Below are 14,088 nucleotides of genomic sequence, written 5' to 3'. Positions count from 1 at the left end.
ATGCTGACAAAACGGATTATTCCATGTCTCGATGTAAAAGAAGGGCGCGTTGTCAAGGGTGTGCAGTTTGTCAACCTGCGCGATGCAGGAGACCCGGTGGAACTGGCTGCTTTCTATGACGAACAGGGGGCTGATGAGCTCGTATTCCTTGATATTTCCGCGTCTCACGAAGGAAGAGAAACGATGGTCGACGTTGTGGAGGAAGTGGCCGGCAGACTGGCAATTCCTTTCACGGTTGGCGGAGGGATAAACTCCCTGGAAGATATGAAACGGATTTTAAGAGCCGGTGCAGATAAAGTCTCATTAAACACGGCAGCTGTACTGCGGCCGGAACTGATTGGAGAAGGAGCAGCTTTCTTTGGCACCCAGTGTATTGTCACAGCGGTTGATGCAAAGTGGGATGATGCTCTGCAGTCGTGGCGCGTTTATACCCACGGCGGCCGCAAAACGACAGACTGGGAAGTCATCGCCTGGGTAAAAGAAGCGGTAAGGCAGGGGGCAGGAGAGATTCTGCTTACAAGTATGGATGAAGACGGAGAGAAAAAAGGGTTTGATGAAAAGCTTACTAAAGCAGTGAGCGAAGCCGTTTCTGTACCCGTAATTGCTTCAGGCGGAGCAGGGAATAAAGAACATTTTGAAACTGTCTTTAATCAAGGAAAAGCGGATGCCGCCCTTGCTGCTTCGATTTTTCATTACCGGGAAACATCTGTGGCAGAAGTGAAAGCCTACTTAAAAGAAAAGGGGATCTCTATCCGATGATAAAAGTGGATGAACTGACATTTGACGAGCGGGGGCTCATTCCCGCCGTCGTGCAGGACCAATCGACGAAAGAAGTATTGACACTTGCATACATGAACGAAGAATCGCTGCATAAAACGATGGAAACGAAGGAAACCTGGTTTTACAGCCGTTCGAGACAGGAACTCTGGCATAAAGGTGCGACGTCGGGGAACACCCAGCAGGTGTCGGAAATTCGTTTCGACTGCGACCAGGATGCATTGGTCATCCTTACAGTTCCTCAAGGCCCGGCCTGTCATACAGGAGAGCAGAGTTGTTTTTACCGGACGCTCTGGCAGGACGGGGAAGGAGCACCGGAGGATTTACGATTCGCGATTATTGAAGAGCTCGAAAGCCTGCTTGCAGACCGGGAAAAGGAACGTCCCAAAGGTTCTTATACTACCTACCTGTTTGACGAGGGAGTAGATAAGATTTTAAAGAAAGTAGGAGAGGAAGCTTCCGAAGTAATTATTGCAGCGAAAAACCGGAATAAACAGGAGCTGACGTGGGAAAGTGCAGATCTGATTTACCACTGGCTCGTCCTGCTTCAGGAACAGAAGCTGCCGCTCGATGATGTGCTGGCACGTCTTGCCGATCGTCACAGCGGAAAAAAGAACATCTAAAAACATCATGCTGGATATGCGGGCTGCTTAAAAATAAATATAGATGAAGCAAGTCATCTATATCTACAGAGTGTTGATTAAGTAAAGAAAGAAGTATATTTATTCTATTCCTTGTATTTTCTCCTCCGCTTACCGTGGGGCTGATCTTCAACTAATTCTTTCTTGCTTCGCTGTGTCAGAATGGATTTTCAGACTGCGCTTATCCCGCCGGAGCAGCCTCCTTTTCTCTCAATCCTTTGATTCTTTTTTTAACTTGGAAAAATAGGTTTGAGCGGTATGCTTTCTCTTGTTTGATAAACTGATCTTTGGAGATGCCAACCAGCTTTCATATAATAGATTATTACAACATCAAATAATGCATATGCCTTCTGCAAAAACAAAAAAAGGACGGTTCCGGAAAATTTCCGGGCCGTCCTTTTTATTATTTTGCTTTTACTGCGCTGCGGTCTTCTTTAATTAAGTCGGCTGTGAGCTGGCCGGAAAGAGTGACCATCGGAACGCCTCCCCCAGGGTGGGTGGATCCTCCGCTGAAATAGAGGTTTTTATACACCTGGCTTCTGGCAGGGATCTTAAATCCTCCGTTTGTGGACTTATCAGCAGCAATTCCGTAGATAGAACCTCCGTTTGATCCGTAAAGTTCTTCTATAGTATCCGGAGTAAATTCGTATTCAAATTCAATGGATTCACGCAGACCTGTAAGTCCCATTCTCTCAAGTTTATCCAGGACGATCTCCCGATAGTCATCCCAGTCCGCTTTTTTCTTCATCAGCGTCTTCGGTGGGACGTGGGTGAGAACGAAGAGGTTTTCCTTCCCTTCCGGAGCTTGCGAAGGATCGGTTTTAGAAGAAACCCCAATATAAATCGTCGGATCATCTGCCGGCACTCCTTTTTCGAAAATTTGTTTAAACTCCCGCTCCGGATCTTCGGAGAAAAAGAAGTTATGATGGTCCAGCTGTGGGAATTTTCGGTTTGTACCGAGCAGCAGGACAGTGCCGGAAACGGTCGGGCTGTATTTTTTAGTCAGTGTTTTAATTTCTTTTTTCGTCTTTCCGTTATTCGGAAGCAGGGATTTGTAAGCAGGAATAGCTTCCAGGTTGGATACGACAACATCGGCAGGATAAAAATCACCGTTTTCTGTTACGACTCCCTGAGCTTTTTCCTCTTCAATATATATGTGTGCCACTGGCTGTTCGGTTTTCACTTCGACACGAAGTTCATCGAGTACCGCTTTCATACCGCGGGCGATGTTGTACATCCCGCCTTTAACATAATGAATCCCGAGACCGAGCTGGACGTAGATAAGCTGGTTTAAAATAGCAGGAGACTGGTAAGGATTGGATCCGACATACATGACGAAATAATTAAACATCTGTTCCAGATATTTGTTGTCGAAGTGCTTTTTAGTACTGTCTGCGACGGTATGGAAAGGATCCATGGACATCAGTTCTTTAATCGTATGCTGCTGGCGCAGGTCTTTTAAATCGCTGATACTCGTTTTATAGAAACTTTTCATACAAAGCTCGTACATATCCTGGGAATAGGATAAGAATTTCATGAAAGAAGCCCCGGGATCTGGTTTTACTTTCCGCATTTCATCCAGCATCCCTGGGATGTCGGAAAGAACGTTAATAGACGTTCCATCTTCAAAAAACGTCCGCCACTGGGGCTCGATGCGGATAATATCCATATAATCCTCAATGTTGCGGTGGACGCTGTTAAATAGCTGCTCGAGAACCCACGGCATCGTTAAAATCGAAGGTCCCGTATCAAATGTGAAACCTTTTCCACTCCGCTGATTGAGCTTTCCGCCGATGTTTTCATTTTTTTCAAGAATAGTTACTTCAAATCCATCACCTGCAAGACGCATCGCAGCGGAAAGACCGCCGAGTCCTGCCCCGATGACTACTGCTTTTTCTTTTCCTGTTCCCATAAAGCACCTCCAGTAATTTTGTTTAACTAATTGCCTCACCTTTGCGAAGTGGAGCGTGGCGTATAGAAATATGTTTTTTTCCACCGCCATGCCATTTAGTAAAGGAAGGGAATAAGCCGATAGCGCGGTTCCAGCCACTTTTCGTATTCAGGACCGAACGCTTCCTTTAACATACGTTCTTCAATCCGAATGCGTTGCAGTAAAAAAGGCAGAAATAAAAATAGGACCAGCAGAAGTCCAGCCAGACTGGCTGTAAACAAAGCAAAACCGGTAACAATACAGAAAAGACCTGTATAAAGCGGATGACGGAGCAGTCTAAAAGGACCTCCGCTTACGATGCGGTCGCTGGAACGTATCTGCACGTCCCGTGTGAACTGTCTGCCGAGGGCGATAATGCCCGAATACCGAAGAAAAATGCCGAGTGCATAGACTGCTGATCCTGCAAATGGAAGCCACGTAAATGGAAGGAGAAGCAAGCCTGTTTCCCTGCTGACGAGAGAAATAACGATGACAAATACAACAGAAAGCATGATCCAGGGGAATGAAGCAGCTTCCTCCTGTTCGTTTTTCCCTTTACGGCTTTTGAAAAAAATGAATTCAAGAACCCATACTATGGACAACCCGATAAATAGAAGATCAAATAAAGGCATGAGGCATCTCTCCATATTATGTATTCTTCTGTTGTATACCCTGTAAGGCATACAACTAATCGTGTGAAGGGGAATTCTGTACATAAAGGTACCCATTTTCACAGGTGAGCATGTGCCATTGTTAGGGTTTTGAGCGCATGTTATACTTCGTAAAGAAACAAGGGAGAATAAGTATACAATGAAATGGAGGCTCCCGCATAATGAATCCAATAAACCAGCACACCGCTCAAGTCATCCCGTTTATGCAGGATGGCAGTTATTTTTACAAAAAAGGGATCGAAGCTTATGAGAATAAACAGGTTTCCCGGTCGCTGCACTTCATAAGACGTGCCATACAGCTTGAACCGCGCGAGCCTATTTTTTTGTGTCAGCTCGCCATTGTACTTGCTGAAGAAGGAAATTATGAGGAAGCAAACGACTGGCTTCTTAAAATCAAAAATGAGGTCGATCCGAAGATGAGTGAGTGCTATTTTTTCCTGGCGAATAATCAGGCTCACACTGGAGATTTCAAAGAAGCAAAAGAAAACCTGGAAATGTATTTAGAGCTGGATAAAGAGGGCGAATTCCGGGAGGACGCAGATGCGCTTCTCTATTTATTAAATGTAGAGCTTGGAATTGAGCATAACAAAGCAGATAGTTCCACCCCGTTTTACTCGACGGTTTTAATGAAGCTGCATGAAGGTGATTATGCTGCAGCGGAGAAAGAAGCTGGTCTAATTATCGCAGAAAAGCCGGAAGAATGGGAAACGTATGCCATGCTTGCGGAAGCATTATGGAAAAGAAATAAACAAAAAAAAGCCGAACAGATTCTTTCGGATCTTCTGACAAAGGAAAACCCGGTTTTTTTCGCCCGATGTCAGTATACAATGCTTCTTCACGACATGGATTCTCCTGAAGCTGCCGCCTGGATTGAATCGCTGAAGCACCTTCATCCGATGGACCGCTGGGAAAGATATGCAGCCGGCCGGGCTCTGTACCATGCTGAAGAATATGAAGCTTCCTTTGCCATGCTGAAAAGTACAGTCCCGCTTGACAGTCCAGTTTACTCCCACCAGCTTGCGGTGGCAGCTGCAAGAAGCGGAAGATTTCAAAAAGCACTGCGTCTCTGGGGAAAAAATAAGGGACTTCCCGAACACCGGAGCAGCAGAATACAGCAGATGAAAGACCGTGCCCGTGAAAAAAAGATGCCCGGGGAGCATGGATCAGAATGGTTGTACTAATTAACCTTCTCCATGAGCAGATTAATAGACGTCCCGGTTAAAATTATTTAGGATATTTGTTAGGGATTAAAGAAACACCTACAAACAGGAGTGTGAGCAGAATGTCAGAAGAAACAATTTATGATGTGGTCATCATTGGAGCGGGACCTGCTGGAATGACAGCAGCAGTCTATACGTCCAGAGCCAACCTGTCGACAGTCATGCTGGAGCGCGGTATGCCGGGCGGCCAGATGGCTAATACGGAAGAAGTGGAAAATTATCCAGGGTACGATCATATCCTTGGTCCGGATTTATCAAACAAAATGTTTGAACATGCAACGAAATTCGGAGCGGAATACAAGTACGGGGATGTAAAAGACGTTATTGATGGAAAAGAATATAAAACAATCATTACCGGAAGCGGAGAAATTAAAACAAGATCCATTATTATTACGACCGGTGCCGAATACAAAAAAATCGGCGTCCCCGGCGAAGAGGAACTCGGTGGAAAAGGCGTTTCGTACTGTGCCGTATGTGACGGTGCCTTCTTTAAAAACAAAGAGCTTGTCGTTGTAGGCGGAGGCGATTCGGCGGTGGAAGAAGCAGTTTATCTGACCCGTTTTGCAAGTAAAGTGACCGTCATACACCGTCGTGACAAGCTGAGGGCTCAAAAGATACTTCAGGACCGCGCGTTTAACAATGAAAAAATTGAATTTATCTGGAGTCATGTTGTTAAAGAGATCAACGAAGAAAACGGCAAAGTGGGGAGTGTAACGCTCGTCGATAAAAGTGATGGAAGCGAACGTGAGTTTAAAACAGACGGAGCCTTCATCTATATCGGCATGCTTCCTTTGAACGCACCATTTCTTAATCTCGGCGTGACGAATGATGAAGGATACGTTGTGACGGATGAAAATATGAAGACTAATGTACCGGGTATTTATGCAGCCGGAGACATCCGCGACAAAATGCTTCGCCAGATTGTCACAGCAACAGGAGACGGCAGTATTGCAGCTCAATCAGTCCAGCATTATGTCGAAAATCTGATGGAAGAATTAGAGGAAGCTGCAAAAGATAAAACGACTGTATAAGGAACGCCGCTGTTTAAGCCGCTGACTGCTATTGTTTAGGCTACCTTGAAAATAAAGTAGATAAACGTGCGCTTTCGTTTCCATGGGGACGCTTTCCGGGCGGGCCGGCCTCAGCTAATCCCGTCCTCCCTGCGGTCGTGCGGGATGGATCTTCAGCTCGTCCTTCATCGCCCCGGAGTCGCCCCATGTCCACTACAGCTTATGGTAAAAAAAGATAGAACAGGAGGTAGAAGACCTCTTCTGCATATAACCAGGACTGTAAATGCATTCTGCAGCTCCTTTCCGAAATACTCGAAAGAGCAGGAAAGCCGCCGCGGATGAAGGAGAAATTGAAAAGTAACGTCTCTTTAATTTAGTCGTAACAGAGGTGCAATAATTTTCAGTTAGACTAAACAAGGTAAGCAGCCCCCCTTTTATATTTTTTGCGCGCAGGCCGTTCGATGCCTGCGCTTTTTTTGTGTTTTTCCACTTTTCCTCCACGGTGATTTTTGTAGTATACTGAACATAGGACAGTCATAAAAGAAAGAGGTGAAACAATGCAGCGGATAGCCAACTGTATTATTCAATATGAAGGGCGTATATTACTACTAAAAAAACCCCGGCGCGGCTGGTGGTATCTTCCGGGCGGAAAAATCATTCATGAAGAGCTTCTGCCCGATGCCATAAAACGGGAAGTTTACGAAGAAACCGGCTTAACTGTAAAAAGTCCGGTCCTTCGGGGGATACTGACACATCTGGTGCTGGATGAAGATACGTATATTGAAAAAAGAACTATGTTTATTTTTCAAGCTGACTCTTTTACAGGCACAGTCAACGAAAAATCGGCAGAAGGAGAACTTGCCTGGGTCAGGGTAGAAGATCTGTCGGAAATGGCGATGGATGAAGCGGACAGAACCGTGATTAAAGCAGTTCTTGAGAAGAAAGAACTGCTTTACGGAACTTTCATCTATGATCACCGGCGGGAGCTCCAGTCGCATAAAATGGAATTCAGCAGTAATACGCTATCATAAGCAAATGACAGAGGAAGGTGACGACCGTGGCTTATAACACAGGGAACGGAGAAAATGAAATTGAACTCGTTATTATTACAGGAATGTCCGGAGCCGGGAAAACGGTCGCCGTACAAAGCTTTGAAGACATGGGATATTTCTGTGTGGATAATCTGCCTCCTGCACTTATTCCGAAATTTATCGACCTCGTTGAAAACTCAGGTGGTAAAATGCAGAAAGTGGCTCTCGTTATTGACCTGCGTGGCAGGGAATTTTTTGATCAACTGTTTGAAGCGATAAATCTCATTACTTCAGAGACGAATGTCTCCCCGAAAATCTTATTTCTGGAAGCAAGAGATGAAAAACTTGTCTCCCGTTATAAAGAAACAAGACGTTCCCACCCCCTTTCGGACAATAGTGCGCCGCTCGCCGGCATTCAGGCAGAAAGGGAAATACTTAATGATTTAAAAGGCCAGGCTCAGCTTATTATTGATACTTCCGATTTGAAGCCGCTTGAGCTGAGAGAGCGGATCATTCAGCACTTTGCGTCAGAGAGAAAAGAAACATTTCATGTGCACGTTATTACTTTCGGATTTAAACATGGGCTTCCTATTGATGCTGACCTCGTATTTGATGTCCGTTTCCTCCCTAATCCGCATTACATCGACCATATGAGGCCTAAGACCGGCCTTGATAAAGAGGTGTCCGATTACGTTTTAAAGTGGGAAGAGACCCGGCAGTTCATTACGAAACTGGATGATCTGCTGCAATATATGCTTCCTCATTATAAAAGGGAAGGAAAAAGCCAGCTTATTATCGCTATTGGCTGTACCGGTGGCAAACACCGTTCTGTGACGCTTGGAGAGTACTTTAATAAACGTATTAATGATATCGGCTACCATACCCATGTGACTCATCGTGACGTGGAACTCGGGCGGAAAGAAAAGTGAAACAGGCAAATGTGTGCGTCATCGGCGGAGGGACTGGTCTGTCGGTTCTTCTCCGCGGCCTGAAAACCTATCCTGTTGATATATCCGCCATTGTTACGGTGGCGGATGACGGAGGGAGCTCAGGACGCCTTAGGGAAGAACTTAATATTCCACCGCCGGGAGATGTACGAAATGTGCTTGTAGCGTTGTCGGAAGTAGAACCGTTAGTAGAGGAATTATTTCAGCATCGATTCGAGAACGGATCCGGCTTAACCGGCCATTCCCTCGGTAATCTTCTGCTTGCAGGCATGAGCAGTATCACTGGAGATTTTGCGCAGGGCGTTCAGGAAATCAGCCGCGTTCTCAATGTGAAAGGAAAAGTTATTCCCGCCTCCAATGAGCACATAACGCTGGTGGCTGAATATATGGACGGCACCACGATGCGTGGAGAATCGAAAATTCCAGGGGTAGGTAAACCGATCCGGCGTATTTCTCTTGATCCGGAATATCCCAGGCCTATGGCTGAAGCTATTTACGCGATTGAACAAGCCGATCTGATTGTGCTCGGCCCGGGAAGCTTATATACTAGCATTATTCCTAATCTGCTCGTACCCGGTATGAAAGAAGCCCTGCTGCGATCGGATGTTACAAAAGTATACATTTGCAATGTGATGACCCAGCCGGGAGAAACCGACAATTATTCGGTTTCAGAGCATATTCAGGCTATCGATGAGCATGTTGGCGCTAAAGTAGTAGATGCGGTATTATTAAATATGCAGTCCATACCTGAAGAGTTTGCTGAAAAGTATCGGAAAGAAGGAGCTTCCCCTGTGGAAGCGGATCTGGAAAAACTTCGGGAAATGAAACTTAAAATTATAGCTGATGAACTGCTGACAATAACCCAGGACGCACTGCGTCACGATGCGATGAAAGTCTCCCAGCGGCTTGTATCACTGCTTTAAAGACATTGGAGGGGAGGGACAACCATGTCTTTTGCATCTATGACGAAAAAAGAATTAACGCAGCTGGAAACAGATGAATGCTGTGCTAAAGCAGAACTCGCTGCACTCGTAAGAATGAACGGAACTGTAGCCCTGCGCAGCATGCAGATATCTTTGGATATTCAGACTGAAAATGCTGCGATTGCACGTAGAATATATACGCTTTTGAAAAAAATCTTCTCAGTTCATGTGGAACTGCTCGTAAGGAAAAAAATGCGTCTGAAAAAAAATAATGTGTACATCGTCCGAATTTCAAAGGATGCGAGAAGGATTCTTGAATCATTAAAAATCGTCGATGAAACTTTCGCTTTCACACGTGAGATAGACGATAGGCTGCTCGAGAAAAACTGCTGTAAAAGAGCCTACCTCCGCGGAGCTTTTTTAGCCGGGGGCTCTGTAAATCACCCTGATACAGCTTCTTATCATCTGGAGATTTTTTCTTTTTATGAAGAGCATAACCGTTCGCTGATTACCCTTATGGAAGAATTTGATTTGAATGCAAAGCTGATTGAACGAAAAAAGGGGTTTATTCTCTATTTGAAAGAGGGAGAGAAAATCAGCGACTTTTTAAATGTGATAGGAGCCCATCAGGCGCTGCTGAGATTTGAAGATACGCGGATCATGAAAGATATGCGTAATTCGGTTAACCGCCTCGTTAATTGTGAAACAGCTAACTTAAATAAAACGGTGGGAGCTGCGATGCGCCAAGTGGAAAATATCCGCTTTATCCGCGACGAAATCGGATTGGAAGCGCTCCCGGAAAAACTTCAGGAAGTTGCAAAGCTGCGGATAGAGCATCAGGATATTTCATTGAAAGAACTGGGAGAAATGCTGGAAGGCGGTAAAGTCAGCAAGTCAGGGATGAATCACCGCTTAAGAAAAATTGAAGAATTTGCGAACAAACTGCGGGCAGGGGAAAAAGTTTAACTCTTTCCCGCTTCGTTTGTAAAATTTTTGTAAGCGTTTCTACAATATGTAACTAAAAAGGAGGAGATAATTGATGCTGGAAAAAAACGTAACAGTAAAACGGCGTTCAGGACTACAGGCTCGTCCGGCAGCATTATTTGTGCAGGAAGCCAACAAATTTAATTCGGATATTTTTCTGGAAAAAGACGGTAAAAATGTGAATGCGAAAAGTATAATGGGAATAATGAGCATTGCGGTAGGCGCCAATAAAGATGTGGTGATTAAGGCTGACGGGCCTGATGAAAAGGAAGCGATGGAAGCTTTAACAGCTTTTGTAGAGAAAAAAGAATAATGAAAAGAACCCCGTTTCAGGTACATAAAGCACCGCGGGGTTTTTGTCTGCTTTCAGCCGCCCCTTCCAAATAAAACCACTGACCATTACCCTTCTTTCGAAAGCAGACGGCGGCGACTTCTGCGGGATTTGAAAGCGGAGTCTGAAGATCCTTCTTCAGAAGCCCGGAGTCTTACAAAACAGCTTAAGAAAAGCCCCTCGGAAAGCTTCCGCCGGTGACCACAGGAAAGAAAAAGCACCTGTTTTACAGAACACCCGCTTTTTAGCTTCTGCAGATTAACAACAAGGAACAACGTCTTTAATTAATACATAAAAGGCTAACTTGAAAATAAAGTAGAAAATCGGTGAACGTGCGCTTCCGTTTCCATGGGGACGCTTTCCGGGCGGGCCGGCTTCAGCTAATCCCGTCCTCCCTGCGGTCGTGCGGAATGGATCTTCGGCTCTTCCTTGATCGCCCCGGAGCCGCCCCATGTCCACTCCAGCTCCCGGTAAAAATACGGAGCAGGATCGGCCTTTTAATAAAGAAGGCCCCTTCTGACTATCCTTCATTCAACGTGTATAGAGGGGGGAATTCCATTCCTATAGAAGGCCATTTTCATGCCCCATGGTGCAAGGCTTTTTGCATGAGTGTCTCTGTTAAAGCTCCGTGTTGTTATTGAAGTGTCTGCGGCTCTTACGCCTGCCGCGGAGAAAGCATGCGGCTTCCCTGTCGTCCGGGAGGATCTTCCCGCTTTCTTTTTCCGCAGGCGTCTTGCCCTGGCACTGGTTTCTACCTTGGTACCTTCTTGATTCAACCAGCGGGCTTTCTGTATGGGAGAATTAAAACGAAGCGGAAACCGGCGGACGCCAGTGGAAGAAGGAGATTGAAAGATCCCGCAGGGCGTTAGCCTGAGGAAGCTGGAAATCTCCTCCACGGCAGGCCTGCCGGATTGAAGCGAAGTTTTCTTATATATATCAACGACAGAGTTTAACAGAGCTGCATAAAAAAGCTGCCCCAATTTTTATTGGGGCAGCCTGCTCAAAAAATATTAAACGGTTTGTGATTTACTCATTACTTCGTCAATGAGGCCGTACTTTTTAGCCTGCTCGGCGCTCATGAAGTTGTCACGGTCTGTATCGCGGCGGACAGTTTCAATGTCCTGGCCTGTACGCTCCGCGAGGATAAGATTCAGCTTCTCGCGCATTTCAATAATTCGCTTTGCATGAATTTCGATATCAGAAGCCTGGCCCTGCGTACCTCCAAGCGGCTGATGAATCATTACTTCACTGTTCGGAAGGGCATAACGCTTGCCTTTTTCTCCGGCAGCAAGAAGAAAGGCTCCCATAGAAGCTGCCATGCCGATGCAGATTGTCTGTACGTTCGGCTTAATGAACTGCATCGTATCGTAAATAGCCATGCCGGCAGTGATAGATCCGCCCGGGCTGTTAATATAAAGAGAAATGTCTTTATCAGGGTCATCAGCTGTCAGGAAGAGAAGCTGGGAAACGATAGAGTTTGCTACGTTGTCGTCAATGCCGGAACCGAGCATAATAATTCTGTCTTTCAGCAGGCGAGAGTAAATATCATAAGCACGCTCACCACGGTTTGTTTGTTCAATAACTGTAGGTACTAAGTTCATAAGTAATAATCCTCCTTATATTTGATGCTGAGAAGTTTTTTCACGTGCGTTGAAAATGCGCATCGTATGTACATATCATAACGTCAAAGGTCAATTAAGGTCAAATGATTTGCCGCTATTTACACTATCTATTTCGCGTCCGATTCAAAATATACCGATGCTTTCCTCTCCAAATCCGCCTTTCTACAAAGCTTCCTTGAAAATAAAACACCTTTTCAAGGAACTTCCTTATTCGCTTCCCCACTTGGTTATCGTCCACTGCAGAGTTTTTTGAAATTATAAGAAGCATTATTACCTTTGATAACCGTTTCCGTTACAACTCAAACTACCTTCATATATGATAAAATAAAAGAATCGGATGGAACGGATGAGAGGTGTACAGATATGAACATGGATTTTAATCTTATACAGCAGCAGTCGATGAAGCTCGTGATGACAAATGAACTGCGCCAGGCGATAACGATGCTGCAGTATTCTGTGCACGATTTACAGGAATATCTGCAGGAGCAGCAGCTTGAAAATCCCCTGATCGAACTGAAGGAACCGGATGTAACAAAATCAGTGGAATTTAAAGAAATGCACCGGTCGGGAATTTCTCAGGAGGAGGACGTTACTCCTCTTGATTTTCTATCAAATAAAGAAGAGGGCCTGCAGGATTATCTTCTTTCCCAGCTTCGTGTTTTATCTTTGTCGAAAGAGACATACGCGGCTGTATCCTACCTGGCACTCAGTACGGATGAAAACGGCTATCTGGAAGCAGACACCAGGGAGCTGGCAGAAGAACTTGGAGAGCCGGAGGAGAAAGTATCGGATGCACTTGCTCTTTTACAGCAGCTGGAGCCCGCCGGAGTAGGGGCACGCTCGTTAAAGGAATGTCTTCTCCTCCAGCTTGAGCGCACTCCTGTACGTGACCGTCTTGCAGAAAGAATTATAGAAAACCACCTGCAGCTCCTCGCAGACAAACAGTTTAAACAGATCGCCAGGCAGGAAGAAGTCGATACGGCCGATGTTCAGCAGGCTGCTGACTTTATCCAGACCTTAAATCCAAAGCCCGGTGCTGTTTTTTATCAGGCACCGGCCGAATATGTGACTCCGGAAGTGTTCGTAGAAAAAACTTCAAAAGGGTGGTCGGTCCGTCTTAACAGCAGCGGACTTCCACGCATGTTTATGAACAGACAGTACCAACAGCTTCTTCAGAAGAAAAATGAAGAAGTCCAGCAGTATTTAAAGCAGAAACAGGAGCAGTTCCAGTGGATCCGCCGAAGCATCGAACAACGCCAGGAAACGATTCTAAAGGTTACACAGGCAATTGTTGAACACCAGCACGAGTTTCTGGAATACGGACCGGAGTTCGCAAAGCCGCTGACGCTGAAAATGATTGCAGACAAGCTGGAAATTCACGAATCGACGGTGTCGCGGGCTACGACGAGAAAGTATGTCCAGACGCCGCGGGGATTATACGAGCTGAAATACTTTTTCCAATCAGGTATCCGAAAAGAAACCGGCGAAGGGCAGTCTGCCGAACGGGCAAAAATATACTTAAAACGACTTTTGGATGCTGAAGATAAGAAGAAACCATTATCAGATCAAAAACTTTCAGAACTGTTGAAAAACGAGCACCATATTGAACTTTCCAGACGAACGGTAGCTAAGTATCGGGAAGAAATGCATATTGCATCCTCATCAAGGAGGAAACGCTTTGAATAGGAGGATCAGACATGAAAATATATTTTTACACAAAAGAGAACTGCTCTCTCTGTGATGAGGCGCTGGAGAAAGTGCATATGCTTCAGGAAGAAAAGGAGCTTGAAGTCGAAATCCGCAATATTCATGAAAACGAAGACTGGCTGCAGGAATATCATCTGCGGATCCCGGTTATCACGGATGAAGACGGGCAGGTCCTGCAGGAAGGAATAGTGACTTACGGAGAACTCTCCCAGCACGTTTATTAAAATGATTTGCCAATGAAAAAGTTCCCTGCTATAATATGGTTGTACGTGAGCTACACTTGTACATCCAGCA

Annotated in this window: 14 protein-coding genes; 11 read left to right on the top strand and 3 right to left on the bottom strand. The window is 45.4% G+C overall.

What is annotated here, in order from left to right:
* Together hisF and hisIE are read left to right on the top strand one after the other, a co-directional pair.
* Positions 1-759, top strand: coding sequence for an imidazole glycerol phosphate synthase subunit HisF (gene hisF, locus FTX54_RS13995; RefSeq protein ID WP_147804348.1), 759 nt, complete (start codon positions 1-3; stop codon positions 757-759).
* Complete coding sequence (gene hisIE, locus FTX54_RS13990; RefSeq protein WP_147804347.1) at positions 756-1,400, top strand: bifunctional phosphoribosyl-AMP cyclohydrolase/phosphoribosyl-ATP diphosphatase HisIE; 645 nt, start codon at positions 756-758, stop codon at positions 1,398-1,400. Before hisF ends, hisIE begins: the two co-directional genes overlap by 4 nt.
* A gap of 421 nt (positions 1,401-1,821) precedes the next feature.
* On the opposite strand, the gene FTX54_RS13985 is transcribed toward hisIE, so the two are convergent.
* Together FTX54_RS13985 and FTX54_RS13980 are read right to left on the bottom strand one after the other, a co-directional pair.
* Positions 1,822-3,330 (bottom strand): phytoene desaturase family protein, encoded by a 1,509-nt coding sequence (locus FTX54_RS13985; protein WP_147804346.1) that lies wholly within the window; start codon positions 3,328-3,330, stop codon positions 1,822-1,824.
* A gap of 95 nt (positions 3,331-3,425) precedes the next feature.
* Positions 3,426-3,980, bottom strand: a complete 555-nt coding sequence (locus FTX54_RS13980) for a methyltransferase family protein (protein WP_187254602.1) — start codon at positions 3,978-3,980, stop codon at positions 3,426-3,428.
* Positions 3,981-4,180: 200 nt separating this feature from the next.
* On the opposite strand from FTX54_RS13980, the gene FTX54_RS13975 reads away from it, so the two are divergent.
* The 7 genes from FTX54_RS13975 (at position 4,181) to FTX54_RS13945 (ending at position 10,447) form a co-directional block, all read left to right on the top strand.
* Positions 4,181-5,200, top strand: a complete 1,020-nt coding sequence (locus tag FTX54_RS13975) for a tetratricopeptide repeat protein (protein ID WP_147804344.1) — start codon at positions 4,181-4,183, stop codon at positions 5,198-5,200.
* 92 nt (positions 5,201-5,292) lie between these two features.
* Positions 5,293-6,270 carry a thioredoxin-disulfide reductase gene (gene trxB, locus FTX54_RS13970; protein WP_147804343.1) on the top strand — a complete coding sequence of 326 codons (978 nt, stop codon included), beginning with the start codon at positions 5,293-5,295 and terminating at the stop codon, positions 6,268-6,270.
* A 536-nt stretch (positions 6,271-6,806) separates the two neighbouring features.
* Entirely contained in the window at positions 6,807-7,280 is a 474-nt protein-coding gene (locus FTX54_RS13965; RefSeq protein ID WP_147804342.1) for an NUDIX hydrolase, read from the top strand.
* A 26-nt stretch (positions 7,281-7,306) separates the two neighbouring features.
* Positions 7,307-8,209 (top strand): RNase adapter RapZ, encoded by a 903-nt coding sequence (gene rapZ, locus FTX54_RS13960; protein ID WP_281285255.1) that lies wholly within the window; start codon positions 7,307-7,309, stop codon positions 8,207-8,209.
* On the top strand, positions 8,206-9,150 hold the full coding sequence (locus tag FTX54_RS13955) for a gluconeogenesis factor YvcK family protein (RefSeq protein ID WP_147804341.1): 945 nt from the start codon (positions 8,206-8,208) through the stop codon (positions 9,148-9,150). The genes rapZ and FTX54_RS13955 overlap by 4 nt, the downstream gene beginning before the upstream one ends.
* A 24-nt stretch (positions 9,151-9,174) precedes the next feature.
* Complete coding sequence (whiA, locus tag FTX54_RS13950; RefSeq protein WP_147804340.1) at positions 9,175-10,116, top strand: DNA-binding protein WhiA; 942 nt, start codon at positions 9,175-9,177, stop codon at positions 10,114-10,116.
* A gap of 73 nt (positions 10,117-10,189) precedes the next feature.
* Positions 10,190-10,447, top strand: coding sequence for an HPr family phosphocarrier protein (locus FTX54_RS13945; RefSeq protein WP_147804339.1), 258 nt, complete (start codon positions 10,190-10,192; stop codon positions 10,445-10,447).
* 1,028 nt (positions 10,448-11,475) lie between these two features.
* Here the strand turns inward: FTX54_RS13945 and clpP are convergent.
* Complete coding sequence (clpP, locus tag FTX54_RS13940; RefSeq protein WP_147804337.1) at positions 11,476-12,066, bottom strand: ATP-dependent Clp endopeptidase proteolytic subunit ClpP; 591 nt, start codon at positions 12,064-12,066, stop codon at positions 11,476-11,478.
* A gap of 384 nt (positions 12,067-12,450) precedes the next feature.
* Between clpP and rpoN the strand changes: the two genes are divergently transcribed.
* Both rpoN and FTX54_RS13930 read left to right on the top strand, forming a co-directional pair.
* A complete protein-coding gene (gene rpoN / locus FTX54_RS13935; protein ID WP_147804336.1) occupies positions 12,451-13,773 on the top strand; it encodes an RNA polymerase factor sigma-54 in 1,323 nt (440 codons plus the stop codon).
* An 11-nt stretch (positions 13,774-13,784) separates the two neighbouring features.
* A complete protein-coding gene (locus FTX54_RS13930; protein ID WP_147804335.1) occupies positions 13,785-14,018 on the top strand; it encodes a glutaredoxin family protein in 234 nt (77 codons plus the stop codon).
* Positions 14,019-14,088 lie beyond the last annotated feature (70 nt).

It is taken from the genome of Alkalicoccus halolimnae (assembly GCF_008014775.2).
GTDB classification, from domain to species: domain Bacteria; phylum Bacillota; class Bacilli; order Bacillales; family Salisediminibacteriaceae; genus Alkalicoccus; species Alkalicoccus halolimnae.
This window is presented reverse-complemented; position numbering and strand designations above follow the sequence as displayed.

Excerpts from the sequence above, each read along its gene's own strand:
- hisF (WP_147804348.1), top strand. The coding sequence starts at position 1 with ATGCTGACAAAACGGATTATTCCATGTCTCGATGTAAAAGAAGGGCGC.
- hisIE (WP_147804347.1), top strand. The coding sequence starts at position 756 with ATGATAAAAGTGGATGAACTGACATTTGACGAGCGGGGGCTCATTCCC.
- FTX54_RS13985 (WP_147804346.1), bottom strand. The coding sequence starts at position 3,330 with ATGGGAACAGGAAAAGAAAAAGCAGTAGTCATCGGGGCAGGACTCGGC.
- FTX54_RS13980 (WP_187254602.1), bottom strand. The coding sequence starts at position 3,980 with ATGCCTTTATTTGATCTTCTATTTATCGGGTTGTCCATAGTATGGGTT.
- FTX54_RS13975 (WP_147804344.1), top strand. The coding sequence starts at position 4,181 with ATGAATCCAATAAACCAGCACACCGCTCAAGTCATCCCGTTTATGCAG.
- FTX54_RS13965 (WP_147804342.1), top strand. The coding sequence starts at position 6,807 with ATGCAGCGGATAGCCAACTGTATTATTCAATATGAAGGGCGTATATTA.
- whiA (WP_147804340.1), top strand. The coding sequence starts at position 9,175 with ATGTCTTTTGCATCTATGACGAAAAAAGAATTAACGCAGCTGGAAACA.
- FTX54_RS13945 (WP_147804339.1), top strand. The coding sequence starts at position 10,190 with ATGCTGGAAAAAAACGTAACAGTAAAACGGCGTTCAGGACTACAGGCT.
- clpP (WP_147804337.1), bottom strand. The coding sequence starts at position 12,066 with ATGAACTTAGTACCTACAGTTATTGAACAAACAAACCGTGGTGAGCGT.
- rpoN (WP_147804336.1), top strand. The coding sequence starts at position 12,451 with ATGAACATGGATTTTAATCTTATACAGCAGCAGTCGATGAAGCTCGTG.
- FTX54_RS13930 (WP_147804335.1), top strand. The coding sequence starts at position 13,785 with ATGAAAATATATTTTTACACAAAAGAGAACTGCTCTCTCTGTGATGAG.